This is a genomic window from Modestobacter sp. DSM 44400 (genome assembly GCF_900107175.1).
Lineage (GTDB): Bacteria > Actinomycetota > Actinomycetes > Mycobacteriales > Geodermatophilaceae > Modestobacter.
Genome location: NZ_FNOZ01000009.1, coordinates 66,021 through 84,743, shown reverse-complemented (window position 1 = coordinate 84,743; position 18,723 = coordinate 66,021). Strand labels below are relative to the sequence as shown.

Annotated in this window: 22 protein-coding genes and 1 pseudogene; 12 read left to right on the top strand and 11 right to left on the bottom strand. The window is 73.2% G+C overall.

The genetic code is table 11. The features are described from left to right. The first annotated feature begins 5 nt into the window (after positions 1–5). The 10 genes from BLW04_RS08395 to BLW04_RS08355 all read left to right on the top strand — a co-directional run bounded on the left by BLW04_RS08395 (position 6) and on the right by BLW04_RS08355 (position 6,008). Positions 6–968: a NifU family protein gene (locus BLW04_RS08395; RefSeq protein WP_254781181.1), complete on the top strand. Its 963-nt coding sequence runs from the start codon at positions 6–8 to the stop codon at positions 966–968. Next, complete coding sequence (locus BLW04_RS08390) at positions 965–1,633, top strand: DUF5947 family protein (protein WP_091538537.1); 669 nt, start codon at positions 965–967, stop codon at positions 1,631–1,633. Before BLW04_RS08395 ends, BLW04_RS08390 begins: the two co-directional genes overlap by 4 nt. Next, positions 1,630–2,271 (top strand): DUF6084 family protein, encoded by a 642-nt coding sequence (locus BLW04_RS08385; protein ID WP_091538533.1) that lies wholly within the window; start codon positions 1,630–1,632, stop codon positions 2,269–2,271. Before BLW04_RS08390 ends, BLW04_RS08385 begins: the two co-directional genes overlap by 4 nt. Next, positions 2,268–3,740, top strand: a complete 1,473-nt coding sequence (locus BLW04_RS08380; RefSeq protein ID WP_217630919.1) for a hypothetical protein — start codon at positions 2,268–2,270, stop codon at positions 3,738–3,740. The genes BLW04_RS08385 and BLW04_RS08380 overlap by 4 nt, the downstream gene beginning before the upstream one ends. Next, on the top strand, positions 3,737–3,856 hold the full coding sequence (locus BLW04_RS29535) for a DUF6893 family small protein (RefSeq protein ID WP_091538531.1): 120 nt from the start codon (positions 3,737–3,739) through the stop codon (positions 3,854–3,856). The genes BLW04_RS08380 and BLW04_RS29535 overlap by 4 nt, the downstream gene beginning before the upstream one ends. 19 nt (positions 3,857–3,875) lie before the next feature. Further along, complete coding sequence (locus tag BLW04_RS25810; protein ID WP_139306776.1) at positions 3,876–4,079, top strand: hypothetical protein; 204 nt, start codon at positions 3,876–3,878, stop codon at positions 4,077–4,079. A 92-nt stretch (positions 4,080–4,171) separates the two neighbouring features. Next, complete coding sequence (locus BLW04_RS26600; protein WP_254781180.1) at positions 4,172–4,438, top strand: hypothetical protein; 267 nt, start codon at positions 4,172–4,174, stop codon at positions 4,436–4,438. A 1-nt stretch (position 4,439) separates the two neighbouring features. After that, entirely contained in the window at positions 4,440–4,928 is a 489-nt protein-coding gene (locus BLW04_RS08365) for a hydrogenase maturation protease (RefSeq protein WP_254781179.1), read from the top strand. A gap of 1 nt (position 4,929) precedes the next feature. Beyond that, positions 4,930–5,199, top strand: coding sequence for a HypC/HybG/HupF family hydrogenase formation chaperone (locus BLW04_RS08360; protein WP_091538524.1), 270 nt, complete (start codon positions 4,930–4,932; stop codon positions 5,197–5,199). Between the two features lie 44 nt (positions 5,200–5,243). Further along, a complete protein-coding gene (locus tag BLW04_RS08355; RefSeq protein WP_254781178.1) occupies positions 5,244–6,008 on the top strand; it encodes a DUF6390 family protein in 765 nt (254 codons plus the stop codon). Positions 6,009–6,011: 3 nt separating this feature from the next. Here the strand turns inward: BLW04_RS08355 and BLW04_RS08350 are convergent, their stop codons facing one another. The 10 genes from BLW04_RS08350 to BLW04_RS27435 all read right to left on the bottom strand — a co-directional run bounded on the left by BLW04_RS08350 (position 6,012) and on the right by BLW04_RS27435 (position 16,025). Then, a complete protein-coding gene (locus tag BLW04_RS08350) occupies positions 6,012–6,989 on the bottom strand; it encodes an ABC transporter ATP-binding protein (RefSeq protein ID WP_091538517.1) in 978 nt (325 codons plus the stop codon). After that, a complete protein-coding gene (locus tag BLW04_RS08345; RefSeq protein ID WP_091538513.1) occupies positions 6,979–8,613 on the bottom strand; it encodes an ABC transporter permease in 1,635 nt (544 codons plus the stop codon). The genes BLW04_RS08350 and BLW04_RS08345 overlap by 11 nt, the downstream gene beginning before the upstream one ends. A gap of 3 nt (positions 8,614–8,616) precedes the next feature. Further along, positions 8,617–9,684: an extracellular solute-binding protein gene (locus tag BLW04_RS08340; RefSeq protein WP_091538510.1), complete on the bottom strand. Its 1,068-nt coding sequence runs from the start codon at positions 9,682–9,684 to the stop codon at positions 8,617–8,619. 121 nt (positions 9,685–9,805) lie between these two features. Further along, the gene (locus BLW04_RS08335; RefSeq protein ID WP_091538506.1) at positions 9,806–10,795 is read right to left on the bottom strand and encodes a Gfo/Idh/MocA family protein; all 990 of its coding nucleotides are present in this window, start codon (positions 10,793–10,795) and stop codon (positions 9,806–9,808) included. Next, positions 10,792–11,877 carry a glycosyltransferase family 4 protein gene (locus BLW04_RS08330; protein ID WP_091538500.1) on the bottom strand — a complete coding sequence of 362 codons (1,086 nt, stop codon included), beginning with the start codon at positions 11,875–11,877 and terminating at the stop codon, positions 10,792–10,794. Before BLW04_RS08330 ends, BLW04_RS08335 begins: the two co-directional genes overlap by 4 nt. A gap of 89 nt (positions 11,878–11,966) precedes the next feature. After that, positions 11,967–13,070 (bottom strand): zinc-dependent alcohol dehydrogenase, encoded by a 1,104-nt coding sequence (locus tag BLW04_RS08325; RefSeq protein WP_091538496.1) that lies wholly within the window; start codon positions 13,068–13,070, stop codon positions 11,967–11,969. 85 nt (positions 13,071–13,155) lie between these two features. Then, entirely contained in the window at positions 13,156–13,344 is a 189-nt protein-coding gene (locus BLW04_RS08320; RefSeq protein ID WP_091538492.1) for a hypothetical protein, read from the bottom strand. A gap of 61 nt (positions 13,345–13,405) precedes the next feature. Further along, the gene (locus BLW04_RS08315) at positions 13,406–15,031 is read right to left on the bottom strand and encodes an acyl-CoA synthetase (protein ID WP_091538489.1); all 1,626 of its coding nucleotides are present in this window, start codon (positions 15,029–15,031) and stop codon (positions 13,406–13,408) included. 74 nt (positions 15,032–15,105) lie between these two features. Then, a complete protein-coding gene (locus BLW04_RS27440) occupies positions 15,106–15,243 on the bottom strand; it encodes a hypothetical protein (protein ID WP_217630918.1) in 138 nt (45 codons plus the stop codon). Positions 15,244–15,377: 134 nt separating this feature from the next. Next, positions 15,378–16,025, bottom strand: a complete 648-nt coding sequence (locus BLW04_RS27435) for a TfoX/Sxy family protein (RefSeq protein ID WP_217630917.1) — start codon at positions 16,023–16,025, stop codon at positions 15,378–15,380. A 420-nt stretch (positions 16,026–16,445) separates the two neighbouring features. Here BLW04_RS27435 and BLW04_RS27430 point away from each other — a divergent pair, with 420 nt between their 5' ends. Continuing rightward, the gene (locus tag BLW04_RS27430) at positions 16,446–17,234 is read left to right on the top strand and encodes an FGGY family carbohydrate kinase (RefSeq protein ID WP_371327779.1); all 789 of its coding nucleotides are present in this window, start codon (positions 16,446–16,448) and stop codon (positions 17,232–17,234) included. Between the two features lie 80 nt (positions 17,235–17,314). Then, positions 17,315–17,611: pseudogene (locus BLW04_RS29530) on the top strand (FGGY-family carbohydrate kinase); the annotation flags it as partial. 245 nt (positions 17,612–17,856) lie between these two features. Here the strand turns inward: BLW04_RS29530 and BLW04_RS08290 are convergent. Further along, positions 17,857–18,687: an IclR family transcriptional regulator domain-containing protein gene (locus BLW04_RS08290; RefSeq protein WP_091538482.1), complete on the bottom strand. Its 831-nt coding sequence runs from the start codon at positions 18,685–18,687 to the stop codon at positions 17,857–17,859. Positions 18,688–18,723 lie beyond the last annotated feature (36 nt).

Genomic DNA, 18,723 nt, shown 5'->3' with positions numbered 1-18,723 from the left:
GAGAAGTGGCAGCGCAGACGGAGGGCGTGCCGGCCGATCACGGGCCACCGGACTGGCGGGCGGCCGGTGAGCGCATCGACACGCTGATCGACGCCAGCGCGTCGGGTGGCGCCGTCGCCCGGGAACGGACCGAGGAGCTCGTCCGCCTGGTGGCCGACCTCTACGGGGCCGGACTGGAACGGGTGCTCGACATCGTGCACGACCTCGGCCATCTCGACGACGTGGTCCTGGACGCGCTGGCCAAGGACGATCTGGTGGCCAGTCTGCTGCTCGTGCACGGCCTGCATCCCTACGACGTGGTCACTCGGGTCGAGCAGGCGCTGGACAGCGTCCGGCCTTACCTCGGCTCGCACGGCGGGGACGTGGAGCTGCTCGAGGTCACCGAGGACGACAGCGGCGAGGTGGTCGTCCGGCTGCGGCTGCTGGGCAGCTGTGACGGCTGCCCGTCCTCCTCGGTCACCCTGAAGCTCGCCGTCGAGGGGGCGATCGAGGCCGCTGCTCCCGAGATCACCACGATCGAGGTCGAGACCGCGACGGAGGACACTGCCGGGCCGGTGATCCCGGTCGAATCGCTGCGCGCCCGGCTCGGGTCGGCCGCCGGTCCGCAGACGGCCGGCGGCTCGTCCTGGCAGCCGATCCCGGAGCTGGACGGGCTGCCCTCCGGTGGGGTCACTCGGGTGCTCGCCGGTTCTGTCCCCATCGTGGCGTGCCGGATCGGCGCGGACCTGTTCGCCTTCCGGGACCGGTGTGCCCGCTGCGAGCAGTCGATGGGCGGTGCCGTACTGGCCCGCCGGCTGGGTGGCGCCACCGGGGACGCGGTGCTGCGCTGTCCCAGCTGTGCCGCGCACTACGACGTGCGACGGGCCGGTGTCTGCCTGGACGCCGAGGGCCTCCATCTTGCCCCGTTGCCGCTGCTGGCCGATGGGGTCACCGTCTCGGTCGCCGTGCCGTTCCCGGTCGCGGTATGACCGGCCCCGGTCGATCAGGTGTCCCGCTGGCCGCGCTGCGGCGGATCGCCCGGAACCGGCCGGCGCCGGTTGTCGGCGAGCGCTGCGAGATGTGCGCGGAGTCGATCGCGGCCACCCATTCCCATGTGGTGAACCTGGACAGCCGCGCGCTGATGTGCACGTGCCGCGCCTGCTACCTGCTGTTCACCGATCAGGACGCGCACCTGCGCTATCGGGCGGTGCCCGAACGGTACCTGCGCTTTCCCGGCCTTCCGCTGGACGCGCGGGCCTGGGACGAACTGCAGATCCCGGTCGGGCTGGCCTTCCTCTTCCAGAACTCCGTGCAACGGCGCACGATCGCTTTTTACCCCAGCCCCGCCGGCGCCACCGAGTCCGATCTGCCGCTGGATGCCTGGGACCGGATCGTCGAGCACAACCCCGAGCTCGGTGTGCTGCGCCCCGACGTCGAGGCACTGCTGGTGCGCCGGGACGACGGGACGAGCGGCTCGTGCTACCTGGTGCCGATCGACGCGTGCTACGAGCTGGTCGGCCGGCTACGGATGCTGTGGCGAGGGTTCGACGGCGGTTCCGAGGTGCACGAGGCGATGGATGCGTTCTTCGCCCAGGTGCAGGTCCGCAGCCGGCCCGCGCCTTCGGTCGGTGCCGTTCCGGAGCCCGCGCCATGAGCGACTACTCGTTCGCCGTGCTCGACGTCTTCGCCGAGCCGTACGCCGTTGCTCCGCAGCTGACCGCCCGACTCCGGATCGAGGAGGCCACCGGGCAGGTGATCCACGCCATCGCGCTGCGGTGCCAGGTGCGGATCGAGCCGCAGCGCCGGCACTACGACGAGGCCGAGACTCGTGGTCTGCGCGGCTTGTTCGGGGAGCGGGACAGGTGGGTGGACACCTTGAAGCCGTTCCAGTGGATGCAGTGCAACACGACCGTGCAGGGATTCACCGGCGGCTGCGACGTCGACCTCGTGCTGCCGTGCACCTACGACTTCGACGTGATCGGCTCGCGTTACCTGCACGCCATCGACGCGGGCACGGTGCCGATCACGCTGCTCTTCTCCGGCACCGTGTTCACCCGGGGCAGTAACGGCTTCGGGGTGCAGCCGGTGCCGTGGGACTGCGAGGCCAGGTATGACCTTCCGGTCGCGGTGTGGCAGCAGATGATCGCGTCATTCTTTCCCCACACCGGCTGGCTGCGACTGGACTCCGACGTGCTCACCCTGCTCGCCGACTACCGCTCGCGGCACGGGCTGATCAGCTGGGAAGAGACGGTGCAGACGTTGCTGGCCGCCGAGGGGCAGACCGTGTCATGAGCCCCGACAGTGGTATCGACAAGGTCCGCACGATTGCCGACGCGGTGCTCTACGAGGGCTACCTGCTCTACCCCTACCGCGCGAGCTCGCGGAAGAACCAGTCGCGCTGGCAGTTCGGTGTGCTCGGCCCGCCCGGCGCCTCGGCGGTCGGCCTCGGCGAGGAACCGGGCATGGCGATGCAGTGCCTGCTCGCGCCAGGTCAGCGACCCGGCTCGATCACCGTCCACCTGCGCTTCCTGCACCTCCAGGCCCGCGAGGTACAGCGGCTCGACGCGGACGGCCGCTTCGTCCCGGTCGACGAGCTCACCGTGGACGGGCTATCGGTGCTCAGCTGGGACGAGGCGGTCGAGCGCGAGATCACCCTGCCTGCGCACGCCCTGGCCGATCCCGTCGAGACGCTGCTCGAGGTTCCCGGGGGTGAGGACGTCGAGCCACTGTCGGACTCCCGCGGCCACGTCGTGGGCCGGGTTCTCCGCCGCCGTTGGCCGCTGGCGGCCCGGGTCGCGATGCACACCACCGCCGACGGCGACTTCCTCCGGCTGTCGGTGTCGGTGGACAACCAACATCCCGGGCCGGCAGAAAACAAGGACGCCGCCATCCGCAGCTCGCTGATCGGAGCGCACCTCGTGCTCAAGGCGCAGGGCGCCGACTTCGTCTCGCTCCTCGAGCCGTCCGACGAGGCGAGCGGGGCGGCCACCAGGTGTTCCCAGCGGCGTTGCTGGCCGGTGCTGGCCGGCGCACCGGGGGCGACCGACGTCGTGCTCGGCGCCCCGATCATCCTCTACGACTACCCCGAAGTGGCCGAGCAGAGCCCCGGTGCGCTGTTCGACGGCACCGAGATCGACGAGATCCTCACGCTGCGGGTGATGACCTTGACCGACGAGGAGAAGGCGGAGGCGCGGGCCACCGACCCACTGGCACGGGCGATCATCGACCGCTGCGACGACATGTCGGCCGCGGACCTGCAACAACTGCACGGCATCCTGCGCGATCCGCACGCGGCGGCGCTGGTGGAGGCTGTCGAGACGCCGTTCACCGACCTGCGCGACGCCGATCTCCGGAACGCCGAGCCGCCCAGCTTCGGCACCGGCGACGTCCCCTGGTGGGACCCCGAGGCCGACGCCGACGTGCAGCCAGGGACCGATGCGGTCGTGATCGACGGAGTTCCCGTGGCCAGGGGCAGCCTGGTGCGGGTGCACCCGTCGCGTCGAGCCGACGCGCAGGACCTGTTCTTCGCCGATCAGGTGGCCCGGGTGACCGCGGTGCTCTCCGACGTCGATGGCGCCGTGCACGTGGCCCTCGTCCTCGTCGACGATCCGGCGGCGGATCTGCACGACTGGTACGGCCGGTACTTCTACTTCGCGCCCGACGAGCTCGAGCCGCTGGGCGTCAGTGCCTCAGCAGAAGGTCCGGCCCAGCCAGAACCAGCCAAACCAGACCCGGTACAGCGAGAGGAGAGTCGCTCATGAGAAGCCTAGGCATGGTCACCGCGGGTTTGGGCGCGGTCGTTGCCATGGTCGCCGTCGTCGTCGGGGTCCAGTCGATCCCCGACATCCGCAGGTACCTGAAAGTGCGCTCGATGTGAGCGGTAGGAGGAGGACTCGATGAGCGAGACGCCAGGTGCGCACCTCGAAGAGGAGCCGCAGACCGAGCGCGGCCCCCAGGGCTCACGCGACACCGGGTCGGACGAGCCGTCCGGCGGCCCGGTCGACCGCCCCGCGGGTACAGCGGACGAGAAGTCCGACACCTCGGTCCTGCCGCAGAAGTCCTCAGACCCTGATGCGCCCGACCTGCCAACCGGGCGCTAGGCCCACGACCACAGGAGGAGAACATGACCGTTGATCCGAACGGGCCCGACAGCCGACACGGTCCAGAAGGCGTCGACACCCGAGGTAAGACGGTGCCACCGTATGAAGGGCGCCGGGAGACGGCCGATGTCGACGACAAGCAGAAGTCGACGAAGGACGGCGCCAAGACCGCCGGCGCCACCGGACCGGTCGCGGACGACGAGATGAAGGCACCCGACCCCGGCAGCACGCCGGGCGGGGCAACCGGTTCGCCCGCCGATGAGCAGCCGGCGAGTTCGATGCCGGAGACCGACCTCGACGACGACCGGGTGGGGCCGGCACACACCAAGGGCACCTCGCGCGCAGAGGACCAGCCCTGACGTGGCGGGTCGCGTGCTGGTCGCCGGCATCGGCAACGTCCTCCTCGGCGACGACGGCTTCGGCCCCGAGGTCGTCCGCCGGCTGGCCGGGCAGCACGATTTCCCTGAGGAGGTCCGGATCGTCGACTACGGCATCCGCGGGCTGCATCTGGCCTACGACCTGCTCGACCCGTGGGACGGGCTGATCCTCATCGACGCGCTGCCCGACCGGGGTGACCCCAGCCGCATCGTCGTCCTGGAGCTCGGCGCGGAGGACGTTCCTGCGGGAGGGCAGGTCGACGCGCACAGCATGGACCCGGCCACCGTGCTGGCCAGTCTGGCGGCGCTCGGCGGAAAGGTTCCGCAGATCACCCTGCTGGTGGGCTGCCAGGTCACCGACGTCGACGAGCGGATCGGTCTCACGCCGCCCGTCGAGCAGGCAGTCGATGAGGCCGTGCGCACGGTGCAGGCCCTGCTGACCCGCGAGCTGACCCGGGCGGAGGTGTCCTGAGATGTGCCTCGGAATTCCCGGCCGCGTGGTCGGCATGGTCGACGGTTACGGCGATCAGATCGCCCTCGTCGACATCGAGGGCGTGGCCCGTCGGATCAACATCGGCCTGCTCGACGACGCGCCGCGGCCAGGGCAGTGGGTGCTCGTCCACATGGGCTTTGCGGTCGAGCTCACCGACGCCGACGGCGCCGAGCGGGCGATGTCCGGCCTGGAGATGATGGGCCGCGCACGCAGCGACCCGTCCGTCGAGCAGGCCGGGGCGGACCGATGACCGGCCTGGTGACGGGTCTCGGGGTCGATGCGAGGCCACGGGTCGTGCCAGGACCGGTGCTGTTCGCCCGCTACGCCTTTCCACCCAACTCCCACGGCTTCTGCGGGCCGGCGGACTCCGGGGAGTTCTTCGAGCACGGCGTCGCCGGGGTCGATGACAAAGGCCTACGGGCCATGGCCCAGCAGTTCGCCGGGGCCTGGCCCTACCTCCAGCTGATCGCCGGCGCCACCGGACTGGCCGACCCGTTGGACCGCCGGGTGGTGGAGGCGTACTGGATCGGGAGCCGCCGGCTGGACCAGGTCGGCACCCGGGCGGTCGGCAACTCCATGGAGGACCGGTTCCGGCACATGACCGGGGCGATGTTCGGGAGTCTCACCGAGGGGGTGCTCGCCGGGGGAGTGCCGCACCACAGCTTCGCCGTCTTCTGCATCTACCCCTACACCGGCCTGCTCACCGACCGGCGCAAGGCGCCGCACGCGCTCACCGTGCTCGACCGGTGCCGAATCCGCTGGGGGCGGGTGCTGGCCGTCTCCGGCGACCAGGTCGTGGTGGAGAGCCAGCCGCTCACCTGGGACGGCGACGTCCTGGGCCTGGGACCGAGCACGACGGAGACCGTCGTGCAGTCGGTCGACGGCGTGGGGATGGTCGGCGGCGTGCGCCCCGGGGACTGGGTGTCGCTGCACTGGGAGTGGGTCTGCGACCGGCTGACCGACAGCCAGGTCGCCCTGCTGCGCCGCTACACCCAGCGGCACCTGGCGATCGTCAACGACCGGCAGGCACGGTCGGTGGTGCCCGCGATGCTCGGCTGACTCTCACCCGGTCGGCCCGGGTAGCGGCCAGCTGCGCAGCAGCGTCCACCCCACCCGGGCGCCGACCGGGTGCCGCGGCGGGCCGGGCTCCCGGACGAGCAGCTCACCCAACGGGCCGGCGACCAGGTGGTCGGAGTGCGGGCCGCGGAACCAGACCGCGCGCACCTCGGCCTCCAGCGGGCCCCCGAGCCGCGCCCAGCCGGGCCGCACCAGCACCGTGCCCCCACCGTCCGGGGCGTCGATCAGCGACGCGGGGCCGGTGAGCCGGGCGGCGAACAGGTCCACGGGCTCGTCGTAGACCTGCTGAGGCGTGCCGATCTGCAACAGCCGTCCCTCGGACAGCAGGGCGACCCGGTCGGCCAGCCCCAGCGCTTCCTCCGCGTCGTGCGTGGCGTACACGGCGGCGGCGCCGGCCTCGCGCTGGCGGGCGACCAGCTCGGCGAGGAAGACCCCGCGCACGTGGGTGTCCAGGTGCGCGGTCGGCTCGTCGAACAGGTAGACCGCGGGCCGGCGGGCCAGCGCCCGGGCCAGGCCCACCCGCTGCTGCTCGCCGCCGGAGAGCTCGGCGGGCTTCCGGTCGGCCAGGTGCGCGATGCGCAGCCGCTCCAAAATTGCCCGTGCCTCGCTGCGGGCCTGCGGCCGGCCGACGCCGCGCCGCCGGGCGGGATAGGCCACGGTGTCCAGCGCCGACAGGTGCGGCCACAGCGCGTAGTTCTGGAAGACCACCCCGAGGTCCCGGCGCTCCGGTGGGACCGGCCGGCAGTTGCCCGCCACGGTCGTCCCGCCCAGCCGGACGGTGCCGGCGCTGGGCACGACGAACCCGGCCACGGCCTGGAGCAGGGTCGACTTGCCCGAGCCCGACGGGCCGAGCAGGGCCAGCACCTCCGCCGTCCCGACGCTGAGGCTCACCCCGCACAGCGCCGTCGTCCGGCCGTAGGCCACGACGAGGTCCCGGACCTCGAGCGCCGGTTCAGCCGGCACGTGTCCGCAGCCGGTTGCTGGCCCACCACAGCAGGATCCCCGGGACGGCGACGAGCAGGGTGAGGACGACGGACAGTGCCGCGGTCGGCCCGATCCGGCCGAGCTCGGAGCTGTTGAGCACGATGACCGCCAGCGTCTCGCTGCCCGGGCCGTAGAGCAGGCTGGACATGGTGACCTCGTGCAGGGCGGTGAGGAAGCAGACCAGCCACGCCCCGAGCAGGGCCGGCGCCAACGGCCGCAGCGCGACGGTGCGGACGGCGGTGAGCACGCCGGCGCCGCTGGCCCGGGCGGCGTACAGCTCCGCGGGGGGCAGCCGGTCCAGCGCGCCGGCGATCGGCCGGTGCGCGAAGGCCCACAGCTTGGCCAGGTAGGCCAGCAGGATCAGCGCCAGCGACCCGGACAGCCAGCGCCCGTAAGCGATCAGCAGCGCGACTGCGAGCGTCGAGCCGGGCAGGACGAGGGTCAGGGTGATCAGGGACGCGGTCGCGCGGCCGGCGCGGCGCCGCTCGGCCACCGCCACCAGGCCGCCGAGCACGACGAGCAGGGTCGCCGCGACGACGGACAGGCCCAGGCTCCGGCCGAGCGCCTCGAGGGTGCGGACGGTGAGCACGCCCCGGAAGGAGTCCAGGGTCCAGTTGGCCGGGGTGGGCGGCACCCCGAGGGCCCGGGTGACCGAGGAGAGCGCCAGCGCGGCCAGTGGCAGGCACATGCTGAACGCCAGGTACCCGCCCAGGACGACGGCCTCGGCCCGCCGCACCGTCTGCCGTCCGGGCACCGGGTGTGCCGCCTGCGCGTCGGCCGGCCGGGCAGCCCGTAGCCGCGGTCCGAGGATCGAGTCGGCGGGTGCCACCGTGGCCGCGGCGACGAGGACGAGCAGCAGGGCGAGAGTGACCGCCTCGACGAACGACGCCGGGTCGCCGCCGATGGAGAGGTCGGCGTAGATCCGCGTGGTGACGGTGCTGAACCCGGCGGGCGCGCCGAGGACCTGCGGGATCGCGAAGGTGCCCAGGGTCAGCACGAACACCAGCACGGCTGCGGCGGCCACTGCCGGGAACACGAGCCGGAGCGTGATGGTGACCAGCGTCGTCGCGGAGCCTGCGCCGGAGACCCGGGCCGCGCGTTCGAGGTCCGGCTCGGCCCGGGCGGCCAGGCCGACCGCGACGACCAGGTAGGCCAGCGGCGACGCGTTGACGACCAGCACGAGCCACACCCCAAGCGGGCCCTGGACGCCGGCCCAGGACAGTCCCAGCAGGGTGTCGGTGAAGCCCGCCCGCGCGTAGGCCTGGGTCCAGCTGTAGCCGAGGACGAAGTCGGGCACCACCACCGGCGCCAGGACGGTGGCCTGCCAGAACGCTCGACCGGGCAGGTCCGACCGGCGCAGCACCAGCGCCAGCACGACCCCGAGCGGCACCGCGGCGAGGGTGACGCCGGCGGCGAGGACGACGGTGTTGCGCAGCGCCGTCCCCAGGCCGTCCGCGCCGAGGACGCCCGAGAGATCGCCGCCGCCCTCCTGCCACGCCACCTGGACCAGCCGGAACAACGGGAACGCGACGAGGGCGGCGAGCGGGACGACGACGGCGGCCGTGGCGCCGGCCCGGGGCAGGGCCGAACCGCCGCCGCGCACCGCTCAGCCGCCGAAGAGCTGCTGGTAGCTACTGAGGATGGTGTCCCGGGACTGCCCGATCGTGGCCCAGTCCGGGAAGACGATCGGCGCGTCCGCGGGCACGGTGGGGCCGGCCCCGCCGGGCCGGGTGGGATAGGAGCCGGCCTCCCCGAGCACCCGCTGCCCGTCGGCGCCGACGACGAAGGAGATGAAGTCCTGGGCGACCTGCGAGTCGGCGCTGTGCGTGGCGAGCGCGACCGGTCCATAGATGGCGACCGCGCCAGGCTCTGGCCAGACGACGTCCACGGGGGAGCCGTCGTCCCGGGCCGCGTAGGCGGCGTTGGCGGTGGTCATGCCCGCGTCGTAGATGCCCTGGGCCACGCCGGTGGTGACGTCGTCCGGCGTCTTCACCTGGACGGCCCCGTTGCTCTTCAGGTCCCGGTAGAAGTCCAGGCCGTAGCCTGGTGCCGCCGCGAACCAGCCCAGCGCGCCGAGCGCCGAGGCGGCGACGGAGGGGTCGGGCACGGCCACCGCGCCGGTGTAGTCGGGACCGGTCAGGTCGGACCAGGCACGTGGTGCGGGGACGTCGGTGCGGTGCACGGCCACCAGGTAGAGGACGGCGGCGCCGACGTAGTCGTCGGTGCGGTACTGGGTGGGGATCGCGTCGGCTCCGGGCGGGGTCCAGCCGCCGACGAGGCCCTGGTCGACGAAGGCCTGCACGGTCAGCGGGTCACACCCCCAGATGACGTCGGCGCGCAGCCCGCCCGACCGGACGTCGGCCGCCACCCGGGCGTTGAGTTCCCCGGTGGGGGCGCGAAACAGGTCGACCGTGCTGCCCGGCTGACTCTTCTCGAACGCCTCGAGGACCGGCTGGATCGTCGTGTCGCTGACGCAGGTGTAGAGGGTAAGCGCCTCTGGTGACGCCGCCTCACTGGACGACCCTGCCCCGCCGGACGACCCTGCCCCGCCGGACGACCCCGCCCCGGTGCTGGTCCCACCGCAGGCGGCGAGCACCAGCACCAGGGCAGTCGCCAGTGCGGGCGCGGTGCGTGGCCGGCGACTCCCGGCAGGTGGAGCGACCGACTCCGTCAAGAGAGCTCACCTCGCGGGGGAGGCTACGGGCGCGCAGCCGTGGATGTAAGGGGCCCCGACGCGGTTCTGCCAGCGGGAGATCAACCGTGAGCTCGATCGACGCACCGCCCGGGCTCCTGGGTCAGATCTGTTGGTCGGGCCGGATGGGGCCGCCCTCGCGCGCGGACCGGTCAGCTGCCCAGGCGAGTGCGTGGCTGCGCAGAGCCTCCTGGTAGGGAACCCGGGTGTGCGGTGCCCGGCCGAGGAGCACGTCGAGGAACTCCCGGTCCTCCCGGCTGATCGGGTCCTGGATCGACTGGTCGACCCGCTCGCCCGTCGCGGTGGCCACGCGGAGTTCGTGGTCGGTGAGCCCCCGCTCCGAGATGTCGATGGCCCTGCCCTCGGCCACGAGCTGCAGCCCCACCCGGTGTCGCCGGCCGAGGATGCGCGCGGAGGAGATGGTGCCGACGGCCCCGGAGGCAAAGGTGAGCAGTGCACTTGCCGCGGTGGGGACGTCGCCGTCGTCGCCGTGCTGTCGTGAGGCGGTCCGCTCGGCGGCCGTGATGGTGTCGACCTCCCCGACCAGCAGTCGGGCCAGGTCGAAGACGTGAGTGGTCTGCTCGAGCACCTGCCCGCCCGATCGGGTGCGCTGGGACCACCACGGCACCGGGGGTGTCTTGTCCAGCCAGTGGCCGGTGACCAGCTGCGCCGGGGTCTCGACCAGCAGTCCGGCGGCCTGGTGGACCAGATCCAGGTGCCGCCAGTGGTAGCCCACCGCGGTGACCAGGTGCGCTTCGCGGACCGCGCCGGCGATCTGGACGGCGGTCGCCAGGTCGGAGGCGAGCGGCTTCTCCACGAAGAACGGCAGCCGACGCTCGAGGGCTGCTGCCTCCAGCGGGCCGTGGGCGAACGGGGGCACGCACAGCCAGACCGCGTCGAGCTCCTCGGACTCCAGGAGCGCCGATCCATCGGGATACGCGCGGGCTCCGTACCGGGCGGCCGTGTCCGCTGCGCGTTCCGGCACGGCGTCAGCGACAGCGACGATCTCGACGTCGTCGAAGCCGGTCAGCGCGCTCAGGTGCCGGCCGGCGATGAAGCCCGTGCCGACGCAGGCGACCCGCAGCCTGCTCACGGCTGCACTCCGCAGGGGTCGCTGCGGCCTGCCTGCAGTGCCTCGTCGTAGACCGCCCAGGTGGCCGCGGCCATCCGGTCGCGGGTGAAGCGCTCCAGGTACCGGCGTTGGCCCGCCTCACCGGACACGCGTCGCCGGTCGGGGTTCCGGAGCAGGGCGGCCATCGCCGTGGCCAGCGCAGTGGCGTTCCCCGGCGGGACCAGGGCACCGGTCTCTCCGTCCACGACGACCTCCTCCGTTCCGGTGACACGGGTGCCGACCACGGGCAACCCGGCTTCCATCGCCTCCAACGCCACCAGGGGCATCCCCTCGTGCAGCGAGGGCAGGACGAACACGTCAGCAGCGTCGAGCAGCAGGCGGGCGTCCGGTCGGTGGCCGGCGAAGTACACCCGGTCGGAGATCCCGAGGCCGGCCGCGTGCTTGGCCAGGGCGCCACGCAGTGCGCCGTCGCCGACGAGGACGACGACGACCTCGGGGAACTGGGCCGCCACCTGGGGGATGGCGTCGATCAGGTGACGGTGCCCTTTGAAGGGTGCGAGCCGGCCGATCGTCAGCACGACCGGCTGCTCCCTGCCCAGGCCCAGCAGGCCGCGGGCCGCTGCCCTGCCGAGCTGGTGTGTCCGCGGGGCGACGCCGTTGGGGACGGTGGTGAGGCGTCCCGGTGCGGCGCCGATCCGTTCATAGGTGCGTCCCAGGGCTTCGGACACCGCGATGAGGCGGTCCACCTGCTCCACGGCGTGGTGCCATCCGGCGCGCTTGCGGGGGTGGGACAGCAGGAACGGCTGGTGCTGGGTCTGCACGACCGCCGCGCAGCCGGCCGCTCGCGCGAGGCGAACGCCGTCGAAGTCTTCCACGCCCATGCCGACGTGGCAGTGGAAGACGTCCGCGGGATGGGACGTCAGGAAGCCCGTGACGACGGTGCCGAAGTCGGGGTCGCGCGGCGACGGGATCGCCACGGTCCGCGCGCCCAGGGCGGCGGCCTCCGCCAACAGCCGCCGGCCCCCCTCGGTCGGGCGGAACATGACCGACACGTCCGCGACCGGCACGTACTCCGCCACCAGGTCCAGCATGTGCGCGCCCATCCCCGACGGCTCGGTTGAAGGCGTGTAGAAGCAGATCGAACGCCGTCCGGGCGACCCAGCTCCCGGTGCCCGCCCCGGGTGTGCCCAGCTCACGCCGGGGTGACCTGGAGGACCGCTTGCAAACCGCCCCGGCGCCGCGTGGCGAGATCGGCGAGGAACTCCGGCCCGTTGTCGAAGGAAACGACATCGGTCACCAGGTGCCTGCGGATGTCACCTCCTCGCGCACGGAGCAGATCGAGAGTGACCGTGGCCAGCGCCGTCCGGGTCCAGGCCACTGCCATGCCGCGGGGCACCCGGGAGATCTGTGCGCAGACGATCGCCAGGCCGTTGTGGTGGAACTCCTCACCGAGCCGCACGGACGGCGCGCCACCCTGGTAGAAGCCGAGGTCGACCACGGTGCCCTGGGGGCGCAGGGCCTTCAGCGCGGTGGCCAGGGAGATGTCGTGCCCCCGGCACTGGAAGACGACGTCGGCACCGCGGTCTCCCGGGCCGTGCCGCCACAGCTGCTTGACAGCGAGCCACGCCTGGCCGTCCGAGTCGTCGACGGCCGACAGCCCGAGTGCCTCCGCGACCGCGCGACGCTCGGGTGACGGTTCCGCCACGACGACCGCGGCGGCCCCGTGGTGGACGGCCAGCAGCGCAGTGAGCAGTCCGATCACGCCGGCCCCGGTCACCAGGACGTGCCGGTCGCGGACACCGGCGTCGACCGCGGCCTCCGGTCCGGCGACGTCCGCGGCGGCGTGCAGCAGTCCGTTGACGCAGATCGGGCCCATCTGGGCGAGGTAGATGCCCAGCAGCGGGTCCATGTCCTCGGGTACCGGGAACGCCACGGTGGCAGCCGGATCGACACAGCGCCCCGTACGGTGCCCGAAGGCCATCGCGACGAGCGAGCCCTCGCTGAGCGTCTTCGTTCGGCTCTCGGTGACCCGGCCGACCTCCATGTAACCCAACCCGCGGATCGGATAGCCGGCAGGGGGGCCGTGCGAGGAGAACGACCGGAGGTCCGGGTCCCAGCACAGCCGGTGCTGCGGATCGGTGCCGCGGACCAGGGCGACCTCGGTGCCGGCGCTGATCCCGGTCCACTCGGTGGACACCCAGGCCTGCCCGGGGCCGGGGGCGGGTTCGACGTCGTCGAGCATGGCCGGTCGGCCGGGTGCCACCACGCCGATCGTTCGGACGGCACGCTGGTCCATCGGGTCTCCTCGCCGTACGGATCAGAACAGCAGCGATCAGGTAGCTGGCGGTGACGGTCCGCGGCCGTTGCCCCGTCCCGTCGGATCAATGGTGCGCGGTCGCCTGCTGCAGCACCCAGCCGCCTCCCTGGCACCCGTGGGGGAGCGGTGGGAAGCGATGGCCCTTGACGTCGGTGGACTCGAAGGAGTGGTCGTCCTCCGCCACGTCGCAGCGGTAGATGCCGCTGGTCTCGACGATCTGCCCGGGGTGGAAGACGTGTGGGTCCGTGGCCATGTCCGCCCCCCACCCCAGTAAGCGGTGACCACTCCGGGTCGGGTCCCCGGACGTCGGGGCACTACCGCTGGGCCGTGCCGGCGGACCCCGTCCCCCGCGCGAGGGAGGCGTGCTCCTCGCGGAGGTCCCGCTTGAGGATCTTGCCGCTGGGGTTCTTCGGCAGCGCGTCGGCCAGGACGACGTACTTGGGCCGTTTGAAGCCCGCGAGCGTGGCCGCGGCGTGAGCGTGCACGGCCTCGACCGTCAGCGCGCCGCCGGCCTTGGGGACGACGACCGCGGTGACCGCCTCGACCCAGTAGGGGTGGCTGATGCCGAAGACCGCGACCTCCGCGACGCCGTCCAGTGCGTAGATCGTCTCCTCGATCTCGCGGCTGGCGACGTTCTCCCCGCCGGTCTTGATCATGTCCTTCTTGCGGTCGACGACCGACAGGTAGCCGTCGGCGCTCATGATCCCCAGGTCACCGGAGTGGAACCAGCCGCCGCGGAATGCCTCGGCGGTCTTCTCCTCGTCGTTGTAGTAGCCCAGGGCGGCGTGCGGGCTGCGGTGCACGATCTCACCGACCTCGCCGGGCGCCACGGGGTGGCCGTCGTCGTCCACCAGCATCGTCTCGACGTTCAGCGCCGCCCGGCCGGCCGAGCCGGCCCGGGGCAGCTGCTCGTGCGGGCGCAGGATCGTGGCCAGCGGGGACATCTCGGTCTGGCCGTAGAAGTTCCACAGCTGCACGTCCGGCAGCCGGCGCTGCAGCTCGCGCAGCACCTCCACCGGCATCGGGGAGGCGCCGTAGTAGCCCGTGCGCAGGCTGGACAGGTCCGTGTTGTCGAAGTCCGGGTGGCGCAGCAGCGAGATCCACACCGTCGGTGGGCAGAACAGCTTGGTGACCTGCTCGCGCGCGATCGTCGCCAGCAGCGTCGCGGGGTCCGGGCCGGGCAGGATGATGCTGGTGGCGCCCAGGTAGACGTCGACGGAGAAGAAGCAGTCCAGCTGGGCGCAGTGGTACATCGGCAGGGAGTGCAGCTCGACGTCCTCGGCGCTCATGCCGCCGTCGATCGCGCAGCTCATGTACTGGCTGATCAGCGACCGGCTCGACAGCATCACGCCCTTGGGCCGCGATTCGGTGCCGGAGGTGTACATCAGCCGCAGCGGGTCGTCGTCGTCGACGGTCACGTCCGGAGCGGTGTCCGGGCCGGCGGTCCACCAGTCGTCGACGTCCTCCCAGCCCGCAGCGGGCGCCGAGCCGGTCAGTGGGATCCAGCCCCGCACCCCGCCCGTCACGCCGGCGGTGGCCAGTGCCTGCTCCGCGGTGGGCACGAGTGCGTCCTCGGCGACCATGCCGCTCGCGCCCGAGTGCCGGAGCACGTAGGCGATCTCGTCGGCGCCGAGCATGAAGTTGACCGGGACGAGGACCACCGCGAGCCGCGCCGTCGCGAAGACGAGGACCGCGTACTGCCACGAGTTGTGCGAGAGCAGCGCGAGGCGGTCGCCCTTGCGCAGGCCGCGGCCGGCCAGCGCAGAGGCGGCGCGGTTCACCGCGACGTCGAACTCGGCGAAGGTGAACCGGCGGCCGCCGGCGACGACGGCCAGCTTGTCCGGGTACCGGCGGGCGGTGCGGTGCAGCAGGTCACCGACCGAGTGCCGGCGGGTGCGGGTGATCGCGGCGGACGTCGACGGGGTGAACAGGTGCTCCATGGCGTGGGCGGTCCCTCGTCCGGGGGCTCGTCGTCGAGCCGGGAGGGACATGGTGTCGCACGCGTCGGGAGGCGCTACGCTCCCGGCGGCCGGTACCGGACCTGCTGCGCCCTGTCCATCGCCTCCATGGTCTCCTCGACCGTCAGCAGCACGGTGGTCTCCAACGGGTTGAGCGCACCGCCGGCGCCGATGGCCAGGACGACCGCGGCCATGGACACGTTGTCGGGGGCCTACCAGAGCGTGTAACCGTCATGGGGGCCGAAGGCGTACCGGAACCCGTGCAGCTGCCCGCCGACCGACTCGATGTAGGACCGGGCGGCCGCGCGGCGGTCTTCGGGATGGTCGATCAGCCGGGCGCGCTCGCTTGGGCGACACCTCGGTCGAGCCAGCCGCGCAGGTCCGCCTCCGTGGCCAGGCCGGCGAGTTCGACGATGCCCCATCCCCCCATCCGGCGACGGCCCATGTCGAACGGCCGGATGGCGGGGTCGGCGAGGGCGACCGCTGCCTCCTCCGGCGCCAGTCGGACCAGGAGACCGTCCCCGGTCACGCAACAGGCCATCCGGCCGTCCACCAGGAAGGCGAGACCGCCGAACATGGCCTTCTGGGTCACGCCCGGACGGCCCTCGAGCTCTTCATGGACCCGCGCGGCGAGTCCTGCGTCGTAGGCCATGGCGACTCCTGGGGTGCAGCGCTCGGCGGACGCCCGTCGGGTCATCGTGCACCGGTTCACAACGATTCGGACTGCGTCGGAGTCCATCTCCTTGCTGCCCGGCCCCGTCGGCGGGATGGTCAGCTCGCGCGGTGGACGACCGGGCGCCGGGACCGCTGCGCTGCACCGGGAGGTGGCCCACGTGTTCTGGCCGACCGTGACCGTCGTCGGGTTCGTGGCCGCCACGACCGGCGTGATCGCCCTGGCCCGCAGCTCGACCGCGCGCTGGGAGCGGGAGAAGAGAGCGGCGCCCGTCCCGCGGCCGGCGCTCGCAGCCGCCCGCACGCCTCCGGCCGTGCGGGACCGGCTGCGCGCCGCGTTCGCGAGGACAGCAGCCGGTGCAGGGCACGCCGCCGTCCAACTGCGCATCGCGGGGAGGGGAGCGGTCCCGCGGATGGGGCGGGCCCGGGGTCTGGCAACCGCTGGGATGCGGCGTGCGGGGCGGGCGCCACGAGTCCCGCACACGGGCACCCAGCTCCCGCAGCCGAGGCGCCGCGTCGGAGTCGCTCGCCAGGACCCCCACCGTGCGACCCGGCGGCTGCCGCGCCGGCTCGCCGGCCGACTCGTCCACCGGCACGACGGGAGCCGGGCTCCTCGGTGAGCGGGGCCGCGGCCTGCCGACGGTCCGCGGTCGGGTGGACCTGGCAGAGGTCGCCGGCGGCACGCACATGACGGTGCGGTACCAGGTCGCCGCCACCGCGTCCGGTGCGGGTCGCCGGCACGCTGTACTGGGACGTGCTGGCGTTGTACGGCGGGGTGCTGGACGGCCTCCGCGCCGCCGGGCGGGAGGTCGGCGGACCTGGACGGCGTCGGCATCGACAGCTGGGCGGTGGTCGTCGGGCTGCTCGACGCCAACGGCGCCCCGCTCGGCAACCCGGTGCACTACCGCGCCGTCGGCACGCCACCGCCGTGCCCGACGTGCACGCCGCCGTCCCGACGGACGAGCTCTACCGGGTCAACGGCCGGCAGCACCTGCCCTTCACCACGGTGTTCCAGCTGGCCGCCCTGCGGGGCACCGCCCGGCTGGCCGCCGCCCGGCGCGCGCTGCTCGTGCCCGACCTGCTGGCCTGCTGGCTGCCCAGGAGCGAGGGCGCTAAGGTCACCAACGCCTCGACCACCGGCCTGCTCGACGCCACGACGGGGGAGTGGGCCTGGGAGGTGATCGACCGGCTGGAACTGCCCCGCGGGCTGTTCCCGTCGTTGACCCGGCCTGGCGACCGGCTCGGGCACCTCACCGACGACGTGCTCGCCGAGAGCGGGCTCACCGGCTCGGTGCCGGTCACCGCCGTGGGGTCGCACGACACGGCGTCCGCGGTCGTGGGGGTCCCGGCCGCGACGGAGCGCTTCGCCTACGTCTCCTGCTGCACCTGGTCGCTGGTGGGGCTGGAGCTGCCCGCGCCGGTGCTGAGCGAGGCCAGCCGGCGGGCCGGGTTCACCAACGAGCTCGGGGTCGACGGGACGGTCCGCTACCTGCGCACCGTGATGGAGCTGTAGCTGCTGCAGGAGTCGGTGCGCACCTGGCAGGCCGTGGGACTGCCGGCCGACCTGACCGACCTGCTGCACGCCGCCGCCCGGTGTCGGCCTTTCCCGCCGTCGTCGATTGCGACGACGCCCGGTTGCTGCCACCGGGGGACATGCCGGCGCGGATCGCCCAGGTGTGCGCCGAGACCGGCCAGCCGCCGCCGCAGAGCCAGGCCGAGACGGTGCGCTGCATTCTGGTGCGCTGCATCCTGGACAGCCTGGCGCTGGCCTACCGCGCGACGGTGCGCCGCGCGGTCGAGCTGTCCGGCCGGGACGTCGACGTCGTCCACCTGGTCGGCGGCGGCGCCCGCAACGCCCTGCTCTGTCAGCTCACCGCCGACGCCTGCGGGCTGCCGGTGCTGGCCGGCCGGTGGGGCCGCCGCGCTGGGCAACGTGCGCGTCCGGGCCCGCGCCGGCGGGCCGGCGGGCGGACTCCCCGAGCTGTGGGACCGTTCTGCGCGCCACGCAGGAGGTCCGGACGTTCACCCCGACGCCGGGCGCGGAGACCGTCTGGCACGCCGCCGCGCGGAGACCGTCTGGCACGCCGCCGCCGGATGGCCGGGGCGCCGGGACTGAGCGGGACCACGGGCCTCGCTCAGGCGGTCGCGCTGCCGTCGCCGCTGCGGGGGGCGACCTCGACGTGCGGCCGGGACTGCCACAGGGCCCATTCCGCACCGACGTCACCCGCCGCGCGGAGCAGCAGCGGCAGGTGTTCCCGCAGCAGTTGTTCGGTGCTGGTCTCGGCCGCGTGCACGGTGACATTCATGGCGGCCTGCACGGCACCGTCCCGGTCGCGGACCGGAACGGCGACCGAGCGCACCCCGAGGGCCAGTTCCTCGTCGGCCAGCGCCCAGCCCCGGGCACGGATCGCGGTCAGCTCGTCGCGCAGCTGGTCCGGCGTCCGGCCGATGTGGGGGGGCAGGCCCGACCGGCTCGGCTCGGCCAGGGTCGCGGCGAGCCGGTCGGGGGAGAGGGCAGCGAGCAGCACCTTCCCCTGCGACGTCCGGGCGGCGGGGAAGCGCGTGCCGATCTCCACGCGCAGCGCGATGATCTTCGGCACCGACACCCGGGCGACGTAGACGATGTCGGAGCCGTCGAGCTGGGCCATCGACGACGACTCGCCGGTGCGGGCGACCAGCGCCTCCAGATGGGGGCGGGCGATGTCCCACAGTCCCAGCGCGCCGACGTAGGCCATGCCCAGGGTGAGGACCTTCGGGGTGAGCTGGAACGCCCCGCCGGCGGACCGGACGAAGCCCAGCTCCTCGAGCGTGAGCAGCAACCGCCGTGCGGTGGGCCGGGCGAGCCCCGCGGCGGTCGCGACCTCCGTCAGCGACATGCTGCGGTGGCCGGCGTCGAAGCAGGCCAGGACGTCCAGCCCCCGCGCCAGTGCCTCCACGAAGTCGGGTCCTTCTCCTCGCCCGGCCATGCGCTCCTCCTTACCTGGGCCTCGTCGGCCCCCTGC

Coding starts and splice junctions, on each gene's coding strand:
- BLW04_RS25810 (WP_139306776.1), top strand. CDS start 3,876: ATGAGCGAGACGCCAGGTGCGCACCTCGAAGAGGAGCCGCAGACCGAG.
- BLW04_RS08385 (WP_091538533.1), top strand. CDS start 1,630: ATGAGCGACTACTCGTTCGCCGTGCTCGACGTCTTCGCCGAGCCGTAC.
- BLW04_RS08390 (WP_091538537.1), top strand. CDS start 965: ATGACCGGCCCCGGTCGATCAGGTGTCCCGCTGGCCGCGCTGCGGCGG.
- BLW04_RS08380 (WP_217630919.1), top strand. CDS start 2,268: ATGAGCCCCGACAGTGGTATCGACAAGGTCCGCACGATTGCCGACGCG.
- BLW04_RS27440 (WP_217630918.1), bottom strand. CDS start 15,243: ATGGCCGCGGTCGTCCTGGCCATCGGCGCCGGCGGTGCGCTCAACCCG.
- BLW04_RS08315 (WP_091538489.1), bottom strand. CDS start 15,031: ATGGAGCACCTGTTCACCCCGTCGACGTCCGCCGCGATCACCCGCACC.
- BLW04_RS08360 (WP_091538524.1), top strand. CDS start 4,930: ATGTGCCTCGGAATTCCCGGCCGCGTGGTCGGCATGGTCGACGGTTAC.
- BLW04_RS08290 (WP_091538482.1), bottom strand. CDS start 18,687: ATGGCCGGGCGAGGAGAAGGACCCGACTTCGTGGAGGCACTGGCGCGG.
- BLW04_RS08325 (WP_091538496.1), bottom strand. CDS start 13,070: ATGGACCAGCGTGCCGTCCGAACGATCGGCGTGGTGGCACCCGGCCGA.
- BLW04_RS08330 (WP_091538500.1), bottom strand. CDS start 11,877: ATGGGCGCGCACATGCTGGACCTGGTGGCGGAGTACGTGCCGGTCGCG.
- BLW04_RS29535 (WP_091538531.1), top strand. CDS start 3,737: ATGAGAAGCCTAGGCATGGTCACCGCGGGTTTGGGCGCGGTCGTTGCC.
- BLW04_RS08320 (WP_091538492.1), bottom strand. CDS start 13,344: ATGGCCACGGACCCACACGTCTTCCACCCCGGGCAGATCGTCGAGACC.